This is a genomic window from Methylobacterium currus (genome assembly GCF_003058325.1).
GTDB lineage: Bacteria > Pseudomonadota > Alphaproteobacteria > Rhizobiales > Beijerinckiaceae > Methylobacterium > Methylobacterium currus.
This window is the reverse complement of the sequence record NZ_CP028843.1, coordinates 4,282,373-4,295,916: the sequence shown is the minus strand read 5'-3', so window position 1 is coordinate 4,295,916 and position 13,544 is coordinate 4,282,373. Positions and strand designations below refer to the sequence as shown.

Annotated in this window: 12 protein-coding genes; 10 read left to right on the top strand and 2 right to left on the bottom strand. The window is 72.9% G+C overall.

What is annotated here, in order from left to right; genetic code table 11:
• The first annotated feature begins 5 nt into the window (after window positions 1-5).
• A complete protein-coding gene (locus tag DA075_RS19970) occupies window positions 6-1,232 on the top strand; it encodes a Zn-dependent hydrolase (RefSeq protein ID WP_099954699.1) in 1,227 nt (408 codons plus the stop codon).
• A gap of 34 nt (window positions 1,233-1,266) precedes the next feature.
• Here the strand turns inward: DA075_RS19970 and DA075_RS19965 are convergent, their stop codons facing one another.
• Together DA075_RS19965 and DA075_RS19960 are read right to left on the bottom strand one after the other, a co-directional pair.
• Window positions 1,267-1,953 carry a Crp/Fnr family transcriptional regulator gene (locus DA075_RS19965; RefSeq protein ID WP_099954698.1) on the bottom strand — a complete coding sequence of 229 codons (687 nt, stop codon included), beginning with the start codon at window positions 1,951-1,953 and terminating at the stop codon, window positions 1,267-1,269.
• Between the two features lie 143 nt (window positions 1,954-2,096).
• Window positions 2,097-3,473, bottom strand: a complete 1,377-nt coding sequence (locus DA075_RS19960) for a nucleotide sugar dehydrogenase (RefSeq protein WP_099954697.1) — start codon at window positions 3,471-3,473, stop codon at window positions 2,097-2,099.
• 122 nt (window positions 3,474-3,595) lie between these two features.
• On the opposite strand from DA075_RS19960, the gene DA075_RS19955 reads away from it, so the two are divergent.
• The 9 genes from DA075_RS19955 to DA075_RS19915 all read left to right on the top strand — a co-directional run bounded on the left by DA075_RS19955 (window position 3,596) and on the right by DA075_RS19915 (window position 13,521).
• Window positions 3,596-5,464, top strand: a complete 1,869-nt coding sequence (locus DA075_RS19955) for an ABC-F family ATP-binding cassette domain-containing protein (protein ID WP_099954696.1) — start codon at window positions 3,596-3,598, stop codon at window positions 5,462-5,464.
• Window positions 5,461-6,114: a class I SAM-dependent methyltransferase gene (locus DA075_RS19950; RefSeq protein WP_099954695.1), complete on the top strand. Its 654-nt coding sequence runs from the start codon at window positions 5,461-5,463 to the stop codon at window positions 6,112-6,114. The genes DA075_RS19955 and DA075_RS19950 overlap by 4 nt, the downstream gene beginning before the upstream one ends.
• Window positions 6,115-6,150: 36 nt before the next feature.
• On the top strand, window positions 6,151-7,014 hold the full coding sequence (gene purU, locus DA075_RS19945; protein ID WP_099954694.1) for a formyltetrahydrofolate deformylase: 864 nt from the start codon (window positions 6,151-6,153) through the stop codon (window positions 7,012-7,014).
• A gap of 212 nt (window positions 7,015-7,226) precedes the next feature.
• Window positions 7,227-7,661, top strand: coding sequence for a GlcG/HbpS family heme-binding protein (locus DA075_RS19940; RefSeq protein WP_099956687.1), 435 nt, complete (start codon window positions 7,227-7,229; stop codon window positions 7,659-7,661).
• An 8-nt stretch (window positions 7,662-7,669) separates the two neighbouring features.
• Window positions 7,670-9,280 (top strand): peptide ABC transporter substrate-binding protein, encoded by a 1,611-nt coding sequence (locus DA075_RS19935; RefSeq protein ID WP_174800103.1) that lies wholly within the window; start codon window positions 7,670-7,672, stop codon window positions 9,278-9,280.
• Window positions 9,277-10,200, top strand: coding sequence for an ABC transporter permease (locus DA075_RS19930; protein WP_099954693.1), 924 nt, complete (start codon window positions 9,277-9,279; stop codon window positions 10,198-10,200). The genes DA075_RS19935 and DA075_RS19930 overlap by 4 nt, the downstream gene beginning before the upstream one ends.
• A complete protein-coding gene (locus tag DA075_RS19925; protein WP_099954692.1) occupies window positions 10,197-11,324 on the top strand; it encodes an ABC transporter permease in 1,128 nt (375 codons plus the stop codon). Before DA075_RS19930 ends, DA075_RS19925 begins: the two co-directional genes overlap by 4 nt.
• 11 nt (window positions 11,325-11,335) lie before the next feature.
• Window positions 11,336-12,934, top strand: coding sequence for an ABC transporter ATP-binding protein (locus tag DA075_RS19920; protein ID WP_244936230.1), 1,599 nt, complete (start codon window positions 11,336-11,338; stop codon window positions 12,932-12,934).
• Window positions 12,935-13,014: 80 nt separating this feature from the next.
• Complete coding sequence (locus DA075_RS19915; protein ID WP_099954690.1) at window positions 13,015-13,521, top strand: hypothetical protein; 507 nt, start codon at window positions 13,015-13,017, stop codon at window positions 13,519-13,521.
• Window positions 13,522-13,544 lie beyond the last annotated feature (23 nt).

The window sequence follows — 13,544 nt, the reverse complement described above, 5'->3', positions numbered from 1 at the left end:
CCCCGATGCTGTCCATCGACGCCGCCCGCTTCCTCGGCCGCCTCGCCGCCCTCGCCGAAATCGGCCGCGACGGGCAGGGCCGGCGGACCCGCCTCGCCGCCTCGGACGCGGACCGGGCCGGGCGCGACCTCGTCACGGGCTGGATGCGCGAGGCCGGGCTCGACGTGCGGGTCGACCGGATCGGCAACCTGATCGGCCTGTGGGACCCGTCCGGCACCGGCTCGGGCCCGGTGATGATGGGCTCGCACATCGACACGGTGATCGATGCGGGAGCCTATGACGGCTGCACCGGGGTGCTCGCCGGCCTCGCGGTGATCGAGGCCCTGCGCGCGGCGGGCGACGTCCCGACGCGCCCCCTGGCGCTCGCCGCCTTCACCAACGAGGAGGGCGTGCGCTACGCCCCCGACATGCTGGGCTCGCTGGTCTATGCCGGCGGCCTCTCCGTCGAGGCGGCGCTCGCGACCGTGGGCACCGACGGCACGGTGCTCGGCGAGGAGCTGGCGCGGATCGGCTATGCCGGCTCCGAGGCGCCGGGGACCTTGCGCCCGCACGCCTATCTCGAGCTCCATGTCGAGCAGGGGCCGGTGCTGGAGCGGGAGGGCGTCGCGATCGGCGCGGTCGAGGACCTGCAGGGCATCTCCTGGCAGGAGGTCACGATCGAGGGGGCGGCGAACCATGCCGGCACCACGCCGATGGACTTGCGCCGGGATGCCGGCGTCGCCGCGGCGCTCCTGGTGGCGTGGCTGCGCGAGCGCGCAGGAGCCGGCAACGGCCGCAGCGTCGCCACGGTCGGGCGCCTGCGCCTGGAGCCCGACGCGATCAACGTCATCCCGGCCCGCGCCGTCCTCACGATCGACCTGCGCGATCCGGATGCGGGCCGCCTCGCCGCCTTCGAGGCCGATCTCAGGCAGCGGCTCGACGGCCTGGCGCGTCGCGAGAACGTGACCGTGACGGTCCGGCGGCTCGCCCGGTTCGACCCGGTGACCTTCGATTCCGGGATCGTCCGGAGGATCGAGGCGGCGGCGCGGGCCCGTGGCCTGTCGGTCCGGCGCATGACCTCCGGCGCCGGCCACGACGCCCAGATGATGGCCCGGCTCTGCCCCGCCGCGATGATCTTCGTGCCGAGCATCGGAGGGATCAGCCACAGCCCGGCCGAGCGCACGGCGGATGCCGACCTCGTGGCGGGCGCCGCGGTGATGCTCGACGTGGTACGGGACTTGTGCGGGACCTGAGCGTCAGCAGGACGCCGCTACGCGTCCGCGGCGCTCACGCGTCCTCCCTCAGCGCCTCCGCCACCCGGGCCTCCAGGATGTCGGGCCGGCGCAGGATGAGGGCGCCGCGGGTGCGGTCGACGAGGCCTTCCTGGGCCATCACGGTGAATTCCCGCGTCACCTGCTCGCGGCGGCAGCCGATGCGGGCGGCGAGCACGTGGTGGTAGGGCGGCGGGCTCACCGCGCGCTCGCCGTCGGTGCCGGGCCGGGGCGCGGAGAGGCGCAGGAGCTCGGCGTAGAGGCGGTGGCGCAGGTCGAGGACCGCGTGCTCCATCAGCCGGGCGTTGAGCATCCGCACCCGCTTGGCGAGGAGCCGCAGCAGCCGGTCGGCGATCGGCGGTGCCGCGAACACGATCTCGCGGAAGACCGCCGCCGGCACCACGCAGAGTTCGCCCCGGGTGAGCGCCGTGACGTTGGCCGAGCGGCTGACCCCGTCGATCGCCGCGAGCTCGCCGAAGAACTCCCCGGCCCGCATCTCGCCCAGGATCACCTCCTTGCCCGACTGGGTCCGGTTGAGGATCCGCACCTCGCCGGAGGCGAGCAGGTAGACGTCGGTCGAGGCGTCGTCGAAATCGACCAGGATCTCGTTGGCGTCGAAACGGCGCCAGATGCAGCGCGATTCGTACGAGATCAGGTCGATGCCCGCGTCCTTGAAGAAGGGAAACCCTGCGAGCCGACCCATCTGCTGCCCTCGACCCCGCGCGTGCGGGACTGCCAACCCAAAATCCCGCCCGCGCGTTCTTAGCCCGGCGCGGCCGCGCTCGCCAGGGTGCGGCAGGGCTTGCGCGCGGTCATGTGTCAGTCGGCCCGCGATTTTCTCGGGTTTTACGCCTTCACGATCGTCGCACCTGTTAGTCCATGCCGCGCCATCACGTTGCGGGTGTCGACCACCAGCCGGGTATGCCTCGCAACCAGGGCATAATCGACGCCGTCATGGTCTGTGGCGATCAGCACCGCGTCGACGGCCCGCAGGGTCTCGGGCGTCAGGGGCTCCGAACGCCGCCCGGCGAGCTCCGGATGCTCGCGGGTCGCCGGCAGGACCGGCACCAGGGGGTCGTGGTAGAGCGCGGCCGCACCGCGCGCCTCGATCAGCCGGATCAGCTTCAGGGCCGGACTCTCGCGGGTATCCTCGACGTTGCGCTTGTAGGAGAGCCCCAGCACCAGCACCCGGGCGCCCGAGAAGGCGCGCCCGGTGCGATCGACGGCGGCGGCCAGGCGCTCGACCACGTGGTAGGGCATGCGCGTGTTGACCTCGCCGGCCAGTTCCACGAAGCGGGCCGGCACGTCGAATTCCCGCGCCTTCCAGGCGAGATAGAATGGGTCGATCGGGATGCAGTGGCCCCCGAGACCCGGGCCGGGCTGGAACGGCATGAAGCCGAAGGGCTTGGTGGCCGCCGCCTGGATCACCTCCCAGACGTCGATGCCCATCGCGTCGTAGACGAGCTTCAACTCGTTCACGAGGGCGATGTTGACCGAGCGGAAGATGTTTTCCGTGAGCTTCACCGCCTCGGCGGCGGCGGCCGACGAGACCGGCACCGTGCGCACCACCAGCGCCCCGTACAGCGCTTCCGCCAGGCTCCGGGCGGCGGCGTCGTCCGCCCCCACCACCTTGGGGATGCGGGCGGTGTCGAACTCCCCGTTGCCCGGATCCTCGCGCTCCGGCGAGTAGGCGAGGAAGAAGTCGCGTCCGGAGCGCAGGCCGCCGGCCTCCAGGATCGGCCGCATCACCTCGGCGGTGGTACCCGGATAGGTGGTCGATTCGAGCACCACGAGCTGGCCCGGCCGCAAGGCCGCGGCGACGGCCCGCGCCGTGGCCTCGACATAGGACAGGTCGGGCTCGCGGTGGCGGGTGAGTGGCGTCGGCACGCAGATCAGCACCGCGTCGGGCTCGTTCAGCCGCGCCATGTCGCCGGTGGCCGCGAAGGTGCCCGCCGCCAGCGCCGGACCCAGAGCCTCGCCCGGGATGTGGTGAAACGCCCCCTCGCCCCGGTTCAAGGCCGCGACGCGGCCGGGATCGACGTCGAAGCCGAGCACGGAGAAGCCGGCCCGGAGCGCGGCGAGCGCCAGCGGCAGCCCGACATAGCCGAGGCCGACGATGCCGATCAGCGCCCGCCGCTCGGAGAGGAGCCGGCCAAGCGTCCCGGAGGGGAGCGTCTCGGAGGGAAGCGTCTCTGAGGCGAGCGTCGCGGAGGGGGACGTCATGGCGGGTCCGGGCTCGGCTGTCATCGCTCCGCTTACACGGTGCGGCGGCCCGCGCTGTCAACACGCGCCGTCCCGCTTCCCCGCCCCTTGCCTCCCGGTCGCGCCGCCCCCACAACGCCGCCATGCTCCGCGTGAACGACCTCACCTACCGGATCGGCGACCGCCTGATCCTCGACCAAGCCGGCTTCGCCTTGCCCGAACGGGCGCGGGTCGGGATCGTCGGCCGCAACGGCGCCGGCAAGACCACCCTGTTCCGCATCATCCAGGGCGAGATCCCCACGGAAGGCGGCACGATCGGGCTGCCGAAGGGCACGCGGATCGGCGGCGTGGCGCAGGAGGCGCCGGCCGGCCCCGAGACCCTGCACGCGGTGGTGCTCGCCGCCGATACCGAGCGGGCGCGGCTGCTCGCCGAGGCCGAGACCGCGGACGGCCTGCGCCGGGCCGAGATCGAGACCCGCCTCGTCGACATCGACGCCCACTCGGCCCCGGCCCGCGCCGCCGCGATCCTGCACGGCCTCGGCTTCGACGCCGAGGCGCAAGCGCGGCCCTGCTCCGACTTCTCCGGCGGCTGGCGGATGCGGGTGGCGCTCGCCGCCGTGCTCTTCTCCGAGCCGGACCTGCTCCTCCTCGACGAGCCGACCAACTACCTCGACATCGAGGGCACGCTCTGGCTCTACGACTATCTTGAGCGCTATCCCCGCACCGCGCTGATCATCAGCCACGACCGGGACCTCCTCGACACCTCGGTCGACCACATCCTCCACCTCGACCGCGGCAAGCTCACGCTCTATCGCGGCGGCTACACGTCCTTCGCCCGCCAGCTCGCCGAGAAGCGCACGCTCCAGGCCAAGGCGCGGGTGAAGCAGGAGGCCGAGCGCGCCCATCTCCAGAGCTTCGTCGATCGCTTCAAGGCCAAGGCGACCAAGGCGCGCCAGGCCCAGTCGCGGATGAAGCGGCTGGCCAAGATGGAGCCGATCGCGGCGCTCATCGAGGACGACGTGCCGGTGATCCACCTGCCGAGCCCGGAGCGCGCCCTCTCCCCGCCCCTCGTCGCGATGGAGCGGGTCCAGGCCGGCTATCCCGACCGCACGGTGCTGACGGGCCTCAACCTCACGCTCGCCCCCGACGACCGGGTGGCCCTGTTAGGGGCCAACGGCAACGGCAAGTCGACCTTCTGCAAGCTCATCGGCGGGCGGCTCGAGCCCCTGTCGGGCGAGGTGCGGCGCTGGGGCAAGATGAACGTCGCCTATTTCGCCCAGCACCAGCTCGACGAGCTGCGGCCGGCCGAGAGCGCCTATGCGCATGTCCGCGACCTGATGCCGGACGTGCCGGAGGCGAAGGCCCGGGCGGCTGCCGCCCGCCTCGGTTTCCCCGGACACAAGGCCGACACCCCGGTCTCGCAGCTCTCCGGCGGCGAGAAGGCGCGGCTGCTCATGGGCCTCGCCGCCTTCAACGGGCCGCACCTCCTGATCCTCGACGAGCCGACCAACCACCTCGATATCGAGAGCCGGCAGGCGCTGGTCGAGGCGATCAACGACTACGAGGGCGCGGTGATCCTGGTGAGCCACGACCGGTTCCTGGTCGAGGCCTGCGCCGACCGCCTCTGGCTCGTCCGCAACGGCACCGTGAAGCCCTTCGACGGCGACATGGACGATTACCGCCGCCTGGTGCTCGCCGGCCCGGAGACGGATGCCGCGAAGACCCAGGAATCCACCGGCGGCGCGAAGGCGGTGGAGCGCCGCTCCAATGCCGAGCGCCGGGCGGCCCTGGCGCCGTTGCGCCGCAAGCTCGAGACGGTGGAGGCGCGGATGGCGAAGCTCTCGGCCGCCATCGCCAAGATCGACGCCGCGCTCGCCGACGGCACCGCCTTCCGCACCGACGCCGCCAAGGCCGGCGAGCTCGCCCGCATGCGCGCGGAGGCCGCGTCGGCCTTGGGCGCCGCGGAGGAGGAGTGGCTGATGGTGAGCGGGGAACTGGAGGCGGAGGGATGACGGGCGCGAGCAGCACGGCCGGCTACGCCGCCGAGGCCGAAGCGCTGGTCTCGCGCTACGAGAGCATCGCCTTCCCGGACATCCATGCCGCGATCCTGCCGCTCCTGCCCGCGCCGCCGGCCGATCTCCTCGATATCGGCGCCGGAACCGGGCGCGACGCGGCGGGCTTCGCCGCCCTCGGCTACCGGGTGACCGCCGTCGAGCCGACGACCGAGCTGCGCCTTCGGGCAATCGCCCTGCATCCCTCGCCGCAGATCGAATGGCTGGACGACGGCCTGCCGGACCTGCCCGCGCTCGCCCGGCACGGTGAGGCCTTCGATGTCGTGATGCTCACCGCCGTCTGGATGCATCTCGACGAGGCCGAGCGGCGGCGCGCGATGCCGCGCCTCGTGGCGTTGATGCGGGCCGGGGGCGTGATGGCGCTGTCGCTGCGCCACGGTCCCGTGCCGCCCGGGCGCCGGATGTTCGACGTGTCCGCGTCCGAGACGATCGACCTCGCCCGGGAGCACGGCCTGCGCTGCATCCTGTGCCGGACGGACGAGGATGCCCAGCTCGGCCGGCCCGGCGTGACGTGGGATCGGATCGCTTTCGTGAAGGACGGCCCCGGTGCGGGCATTCCGGGGCTTCACGCGCCTGAGACGATCGCCTAGGGCGGGAGCGACTCCCGTTCCCGACCTGAAATTCCCATGACCACTCCCTCCTACGTCCTCTCCCTCTCCTGCACCAACGTCCCGGGGATCGTGGCCGGCGTGTCGGCCTACCTGTTCGAGGCCGGCTGCAACATCCTCGACGCGCAGCAATTCGACGACGTCGAGACCGGCCGCTTCTTCATGCGGATCGTGTTCAACCCCGTGCGGGCTCAGCCGGGGCGGGACGCGCTGGCCGCGGGCTTCGAGGCGGTGGCGCAGCGCTTCGGCATGGACTGGACCCTGCGCGACCGGGCCGAGCGGCGGCGCGTGATGATCCTCGTCTCGCGCTTCGACCATTGCCTCAACGACCTGCTCTATCGCTGGCGCATCGGCGAACTGGCGATGGACATCTGCGCGGTGGTGTCGAACTACCCGCGGGAGATCTACGGCGCGGCCGACCTCGCCGGGGTGCCGTTCCACCACCTGCCGATCACCCCCGACACCAAGCCGCAGCAGGAGGCCGCCCTGTGGCGGCTCGTCGAGGAGACCGGGGCCGAGCTGGTGGTGCTCGCCCGCTACATGCAGATCCTGTCGGACGACCTCTCGCACAAGCTCTCGGGGCGCTGCATCAATATCCACCACTCGTTCCTGCCGGGCTTCAAGGGCGCCAGGCCCTACCACCAGGCCCACGAGCGCGGCGTGAAGCTGATCGGCGCCACGTCTCACCTCGTCACCGGCGACCTCGACGAGGGGCCGATCATCGAGCAGGATGTCGAGCGCATCTCGCACCGGGACACCCCCGACGACCTCGTGCGCAAGGGCCGCGACATCGAGCGCCGGGTGCTGGCCCGTGCCGTGCGCTACGTGCTGGAGGACCGGGTGATCGCCAACGGCCGCAAGACGGTGGTGTTCACCGATTGAAGCGGGCGACGGGCCGCTCGCGATGACTCGCTCGGCCGCTATGGACCGCTTGGCCTCTCCCCGCCCGGCGGAGTAAGTGCACCTCACGCAACCCTCGGTGCGCCGGCGCTCCCATGTCGAGCGACGGCGGCGATCGGGAGTTGCGAGAGTGACACCAAGCCGTCCCGACCCGCGCGGGCGGCCCGCGCGACGACCCGGAGTTCAGAGAAGCCATGTCCGACCTCACCCTCGACGCCGCCTCGACGATCGTCGCGAGCGCCCTCAAGGCCGGCCGCGAGCTCGGGCTGAAGCCCCTGGCGGTGGTGGTGCTCGACGCCCGCGGCGCCCTCAAGGCGGCTTCCGTCGAGGACGGCACCAGCCTCAAGCGCGCCGAGATCGCCATGGGCAAGGCCAACGGCGCTCTCGCGCTCGGCATCGGCTCGCGGGCCATCGCCAAGCGGGCCGAGGAACAGGCCTATTTCGTCGCCGCCGTGACCCATGTGGCGGGCCCGGCCGGCCTGATCCCGGTGCCGGGCGGCGTGCTGATCAAGCGCGAGGGCAAGCTCCTCGGCGCCGTCGGCATCTCGGGCGACACCTCCGACAACGACGAGAAGGCGGCGCTCGCCGGGATCGCGGCCGCCGGGCTCCAGGCCGAGACCGGCGCCTGAGACCGGCGATGCGGCGCCGCGACCTCCTGGCAGGCCTCGGCGCCGCAGGGCTCGGTGCCGCGAGCCTGGTGCGCCCCGCCCGGGCCGCCGGCCCCCAAGTCCATCCCCAAGCCTACCGGCGGGGCAATGGCGCCGACCCGGAGACCCTCGATCCGCACAAGACCTCGACCCTGGCCGAGGCGACGATCCTCCTCGACCTCTACGAGGGCCTGAGCGCCTACGGCCCCGACGGCAGCCTGGGGCCGGGCGCCGCCGAGGGCTGGACCACCTCCGCCGACGGCCTGACCTGGACCTTCCGGTTGCGCCCCGACGGGCGCTGGTCGAACGGCGACGCGGTCGTCGCCGACGACTTCGTCCACGGCTTCCGGCGCATGCTCGACCCGGCGACGGGGGCGAAATACGCCAGCGTGCTCGCGCCGGTCCGCAACGCTCAAGCCGTCAATCGCGGGGCGATGCCGGTGGATGCGGTCGGCGTCGCCGCCCCCGACCCGCTCACCGTGGTGATCCAGCTGGAGCAGCCGACGCCCTACTTCGTCGAGCTGATGACCCACCAGGCGAGCACGCCCGTGCACCGCCCCTCGCTCGCGCGCTTCGGCGAGGCCTTCACCCGGCCCGGCAACCTCGTCTCGAACGGCGCCTATCTCCTCAGGGACTTCTCGCCGAACGACCGCATCACGGCGATCCGCAACCCGCATTACCGCGAGGCCGGCCGGGTCGCGATTCCGCAGGTCGAGTACATCCCGACCCCGGATCTCGCCGCCGCGGTGCGCCGCTTCGCCGCCGGCGAGATCGATTCCCTCGACGATCTGCCCGCCGATCAGGTGCGGAGCCTGAAATCCCGCTTCGGCGACGCCGTGGTGCTCAATCCCGCCCTCGGCGTGCTCGCGCTGATGGTGAACGTGCGAAAGCGCCCCCTCGACGATGCACGGGTGCGCCGCGCCCTGTCGCTCGCCCTCGACCGCGAGTTCCTGGCCGAGGCGGTATGGGGCGAGACGATGCTGCCGGCCTATTCCCTTACCCCCGCCGGGCTCGACAACGCGCTGCCGCCGCCGACGATGCCGGGCCGGGACCTCTCGCCGCTGGAGCGCGAGGACGCGGCGGTCGCGCTCCTGCGCGAGGCCGGTTACGGCCCCGGAGCTAAGCCGCTCGCGGTCGAGCTGCGCACCAACATCACCGACAACAACCGGAACACCATGGTGGCGATCGCCGACCTATGGCGCCCGCTCAACGTCACGACGTCGTTCGCCGCCACCGATGCCAAGACCCATTTCGCCTACCTGCGCGACGGCGGCCCGTTCGACCTCGCCCGGATGAGCTGGATCGCCGACTATGCCGATCCGCAGAACTTCCTGTTCCTGGTCGAGAGCGACAACGACGGCTTCAATTCCGGCCGCTACGCCAGCCCGGCCTACGACGCCCTGATGCGAGAGGCCGCCCGCGAGACCGACCTCGAGGCCCGGGCCCGGATCCTGTATCGGGCGGAAGAACTCTTCCTCGCCGACCTGCCCTGGATCCCGCTGCTGCATTACCGGCACAAGCACCTGATCGGGCCGCGCCTGCGCGGCTTCGTGCCGAACCTGCGCGGCGTCTCGCCGACCCGCTGGCTGTCGCTGGCATGATCCCGTTCGTCCTGCGCCGCCTCGCTCAAGGCATCCCGACGCTCTTCCTCGTCGTCACCCTGTCGTTCTTCCTGGTGCGGCTCGCGCCCGGCGGGCCGTTCGACCTGGAACGGCCGCTGCCGGCCGCCGCGATGGAGAACCTGCGCCGGGTCTACGGCCTCGACCAGCCGCTCCTCGTCCAGTACGGCCGCTACCTCGCGGCCCTGGCGCGGGGCGATCTCGGTCCCTCTTTCTCGGTGCGCGACCTCTCGGTGGCGGAACTCTTCGGCCGCGGCCTGCCGGTCTCGATGACGCTCGGCGCCCTCGCGCTGGCCGTAGCGCTCGTCCTCGGCACGCTCCTCGGCGGCCTCGCGGCCCTGCGGCGGGGCTCCGGTCTCGACCATGCCGTCACCACGTTCGGCACCTTCGCGCTGACCGTGCCGGGCTTCGTGGTGGCGCCGCTGCTCCAGATCGCCTTCGGGCTGTCCCTGCGCTGGCTGCCCGTCGGCGGCTGGGACGATGGCGCCCCGAAGAACCTCGTCCTGCCGGTCGTCACCCTGGCGTTGCCGCAGGTCGCGGTGGTGGCCCGCCTCGCCCGGGCCGGCCTCGTCGAGGTGTTCGACCGGCCGCACTGGCGCACCCTGCGGGCGCTCGGCCTGCCGCCCCGGATCCTGGCGCTCCATGCGCTTCGCGGCGCCGCTTTGCCGGTGGTGTCCTATCTCGGTCCCGCGGCGGCGGGGCTGCTGACCGGCTCGGTCGTGGTCGAGACGGTGTTCGGCCTGCCCGGAATCGGGCGCTACTTCGTCGACGGCGCCATCAACCGCGACTACACGCTGGTGCTGGGCACGGTGGTGCTGATCGCGGTGTTCGTCCTCGTGCTCAACATCCTGTCGGACCTCGCCTGCGCCCTCATCGATCCGCGTCTCAGGGATGTCGGGTGAGCCGGCCCGCTTCGAGCCACCGCCTCGCCTGGGCGGGGGCCTCGCTCCTCGGCCGCGCCCGCCGGCGCCTCCTCGGCGACCGCGTCGCGCGGGCCTGCGCGGCGCTCCTCGCCCTCGTGGCGCTCGCCTGCACCCTCGGGCCGTTCCTCACCGGCCACCCCTACGACCGGCTCTATTACGACTATCCCGGCACCCCGCCCTCGCTCTCCCTCTACCCGACCACGGACTCGGTGCGCCCGGCCCTCGACCGGCTGGCCTTCCGCATGCGGGTGCGGGCCGAAGACGTGACCGTGACGCCCGAGGCGGTCCGCCTGACGCTGGCCGCCGACCGGCCTCTGGACCCGCGGGTGCTGACCTTCTTCGCCCGCTCCGACGTCTTCGGGGAGGCCCGTCTCCTCGGGCGCTCCGAGGACGGGCGGCGGCTGACCGTCGAGGCGCCGTTGCGGCGCCTGCGCTTCCTCGCCGGCACCGACGCGCTCGGCCGCGACCTCCTCACCCGCACCCTCGTCGCCGGGCGCCTGTCCTTGGCATTGGGCCTGATGGCGAGTGCGGTGGCCCTCGGCATCGGGGTGATCTACGGGGCGCTTGCCGGCACGCTCGGCGGGCGGGTCGACGCGGCGATGATGCGCCTCGTCGACATCCTGTACTCCCTGCCCTTCGTGTTCTTCGTCATCATGCTGGTGGTGTTCTTCGGCCGCTCGGTGGCGCTGATCTTCGTCGCGGTCGGCGCCGTCGAATGGCTCGACATGGCCCGCATCGTCCGGGCCGAGGCGCAAGCGATCCGCCGGCGCGACTACGTCCGGGCGGCCGAGGCCCTCGGTCTCTCCACCGCGGCGATCCTGCGTCGGCACGTCGTGCCGAACCTGCTCGGACCCGTTGTCGCCTTCGCGGCCCTGATGGTGCCCCGCGTGATCCTGCTCGAGAGCTTCCTGTCGTTCTTGGGCCTCGGCGTGCAGGAGCCGGCGACGAGCTGGGGCGTATTGATCGCCGACGGCGCCCGCAGCCTCGAGACCACGCCGTGGATGCTGGTGGTGCCCGCCGCCTTCCTGGTCGCGACGCTCGTCGCCCTGACCTTGCTGGGCGAGCGCCTGCGCGACGCCTTCGATCCGCAAGACCGCGCATGAATCCGGGGAGCATGAGCCTCCTGTCCCTGCGCGGCCTGACGGTGCGGTACCCGCAAGCCGGCGTCACCGCGCTCGACGGCCTCGACCTCGAGCTTGCCCGCGGCGAGACCCTGGCCCTCGTCGGCGAATCCGGCTCGGGCAAGAGCCAGGTGGCCCTCGCCGTGATGGGCCTCCTGCCGCCGCAGGCGCGGGTCTCGGGATCGGTGCGCTTCGACGGGACCGAGCTGACCGGATTGAGGCGCCCCGCCCTCGACCGGGTCCGCGGCGCCCGGATCGGCCTGGTGTTCCAGGAACCGATGACCGCCCTCGACCCGCTCTTCACCATCGGCCACCAGATCGCCCTGGCGCTCCGCGCCCATCGCCGCATGGGCCGGCGCCAGGCGACGGCGCGGGTCCGCGAGCTCCTGGGCCTCGTCGGCCTGCGCGACGCCGGCTCGCGGCTCTCGGCCTATCCGCACGAACTCTCGGGCGGCGAGCGCCAGCGGGTGATGATCGCGATGGCGCTCGCCTGCGAGCCGGATCTCCTCATCGCCGACGAACCGACGACGGCCCTCGACGTCACCGTCCAGGCCCAGATCCTGGCGCTGCTCGCCGACCTCAAGGCGCGGCTCGGGCTGGCGCTCCTGTTCATCACCCACGACCTGCGGCTGGTGCGCCGCATTGCCGAGCGCACGGCGGTGCTGCGGGACGGCCGCCTCGTCGAGGCCGGGCCGACCGAGGACCTGTTTCGCGCACCCCAGGCGCCCGAGACCCGCGACCTCCTCGCCGCCGAGCCCGCCGGCCGAAAGGCGCCGGTGCCGGAGAGCGCCCCCGTGGTGCTGGAGGCGCGGGGCGTGTCGGTCGCCTATCCCGGCCGGCGGCATTTCCTGCGCGCGGAGGCTCCCCGCCTCGCCGTCGCCGGCATCGACCTGACCCTGCGGGCCGGCCAGACGCTCGGCGTCGTCGGCGAATCGGGCTCGGGCAAGTCGAGCCTCGGCCGGGCGCTCATCCGCCTCGAACCCGCCGCCCACGGCCTGGTGCGGTTCGAGGACCGCGACCTCACGGCGCTCGACCGGGCCGCCTTGCGGCCCCTGCGCCGGGGCTTCCAGCCGGTGTTCCAGGATCCGATGGGCTCGCTCTCGCCCCGCCTCACCGCCGGCGAGATCGTCACCGAGGGGTTGCGGGTCCACGCCCCCCATCTGAGCGCGTCCGAGCGCGACGCCCGGGCCGCGGAGGGGTTCCGCGAGGTGCGCCTCGATCCCGCTTGGCGCCATCGCTTCCCGCACGCCTTCTCGGGCGGGCAGCGCCAGCGCATCGCCATCGCCCGGGCGCTGGCGTTGCGCCCGCGCCTCGTCGTCCTCGACGAGCCGACCTCCGCCCTCGACCGCACGGTGCAGCGCGACATCGTCGCCCTGCTGCGCGAGCTGCAGGCGTCGCACGGCCTCGCCTACCTGTTCATCTCCCACGACCTCGCGGTGGTGCGGGCGCTGGCCGACACGGTGCTGGTCCTGCGCCACGGCCGCGAGGTCGAGCGCGGCCCGACGAGCGCCGTGCTGGAGCGCCCGCGCGAGGCCTATACGCGGGCGCTCGTGGCGGCGGCCGGACTCGATGGCGGCCTCGCGCAGGCGTGAGCCGTCCCGAGCCTTGAAGCCCCCCGGGCGCCGTGCCACTTCGCGTCGTCCGATCGGGCAATTCCTGGAGACCGAGACCCATGCGCTCTGCGCTCGCCTTCACGCTGCTCGCGCTCACGGCCGCGTTCCCGGCCGCCGCCCAGCCGGCCCCGAAGGGTCCGCCCCCGAAGGCGCCCAAGGAGGCCCCTAAGGAGGTCCCCTTGCCCAAGGAGGCTCCCGCGCCGCAGCCCGACCCGGTCGCCGCGATGCTCTTCCCCTGCCGCAACCCGGAGGAGACCTGCTATGTCGGCGTGGTCAAGAACGGCAAGGTCACGGTGCTGTTCACCAACGACCGCAAGGCCGACGAGATCGCCGGCAAGCCGGTGGCGGTGTCGGGCGACGGGCTCGACCTCGCCAAGACCGAGAACCGGACCGTGATGCTGGTCGGCGCCTTCGACCCGAAGGACGGCCTGACCAAGGCGGAATTGGTCGACGTTGCGAGCCCGCTCGTCGCCTTCGCCCTCAAGTCGACCATCGGCGGCGGCGAGGCCGACGAGGGTGGGGACGAGCCCCCGGCCCCCCCGCCGCCGGCGCCGCGCAAGAAGTGAGGCGGGCCTCCCGTCCCGGCTGA

What these genes read in the sequence shown, in the direction of transcription:
- DA075_RS19970 (WP_099954699.1), top strand. Translation starts at nt 6, where the DNA reads ATGCTGTCCATCGACGCCGCCCGCTTCCTCGGCCGCCTCGCCGCCCTC.
- DA075_RS19965 (WP_099954698.1), bottom strand. Translation starts at nt 1,953, where the DNA reads ATGGGTCGGCTCGCAGGGTTTCCCTTCTTCAAGGACGCGGGCATCGAC.
- DA075_RS19960 (WP_099954697.1), bottom strand. Translation starts at nt 3,473, where the DNA reads ATGACGTCCCCCTCCGCGACGCTCGCCTCAGAGACGCTTCCCTCCGAG.
- DA075_RS19955 (WP_099954696.1), top strand. Translation starts at nt 3,596, where the DNA reads ATGCTCCGCGTGAACGACCTCACCTACCGGATCGGCGACCGCCTGATC.
- DA075_RS19950 (WP_099954695.1), top strand. Translation starts at nt 5,461, where the DNA reads ATGACGGGCGCGAGCAGCACGGCCGGCTACGCCGCCGAGGCCGAAGCG.
- purU (WP_099954694.1), top strand. Translation starts at nt 6,151, where the DNA reads ATGACCACTCCCTCCTACGTCCTCTCCCTCTCCTGCACCAACGTCCCG.
- DA075_RS19940 (WP_099956687.1), top strand. Translation starts at nt 7,227, where the DNA reads ATGTCCGACCTCACCCTCGACGCCGCCTCGACGATCGTCGCGAGCGCC.
- DA075_RS19935 (WP_174800103.1), top strand. Translation starts at nt 7,670, where the DNA reads ATGCGGCGCCGCGACCTCCTGGCAGGCCTCGGCGCCGCAGGGCTCGGT.
- DA075_RS19930 (WP_099954693.1), top strand. Translation starts at nt 9,277, where the DNA reads ATGATCCCGTTCGTCCTGCGCCGCCTCGCTCAAGGCATCCCGACGCTC.
- DA075_RS19920 (WP_244936230.1), top strand. Translation starts at nt 11,336, where the DNA reads ATGAGCCTCCTGTCCCTGCGCGGCCTGACGGTGCGGTACCCGCAAGCC.
- DA075_RS19915 (WP_099954690.1), top strand. Translation starts at nt 13,015, where the DNA reads ATGCGCTCTGCGCTCGCCTTCACGCTGCTCGCGCTCACGGCCGCGTTC.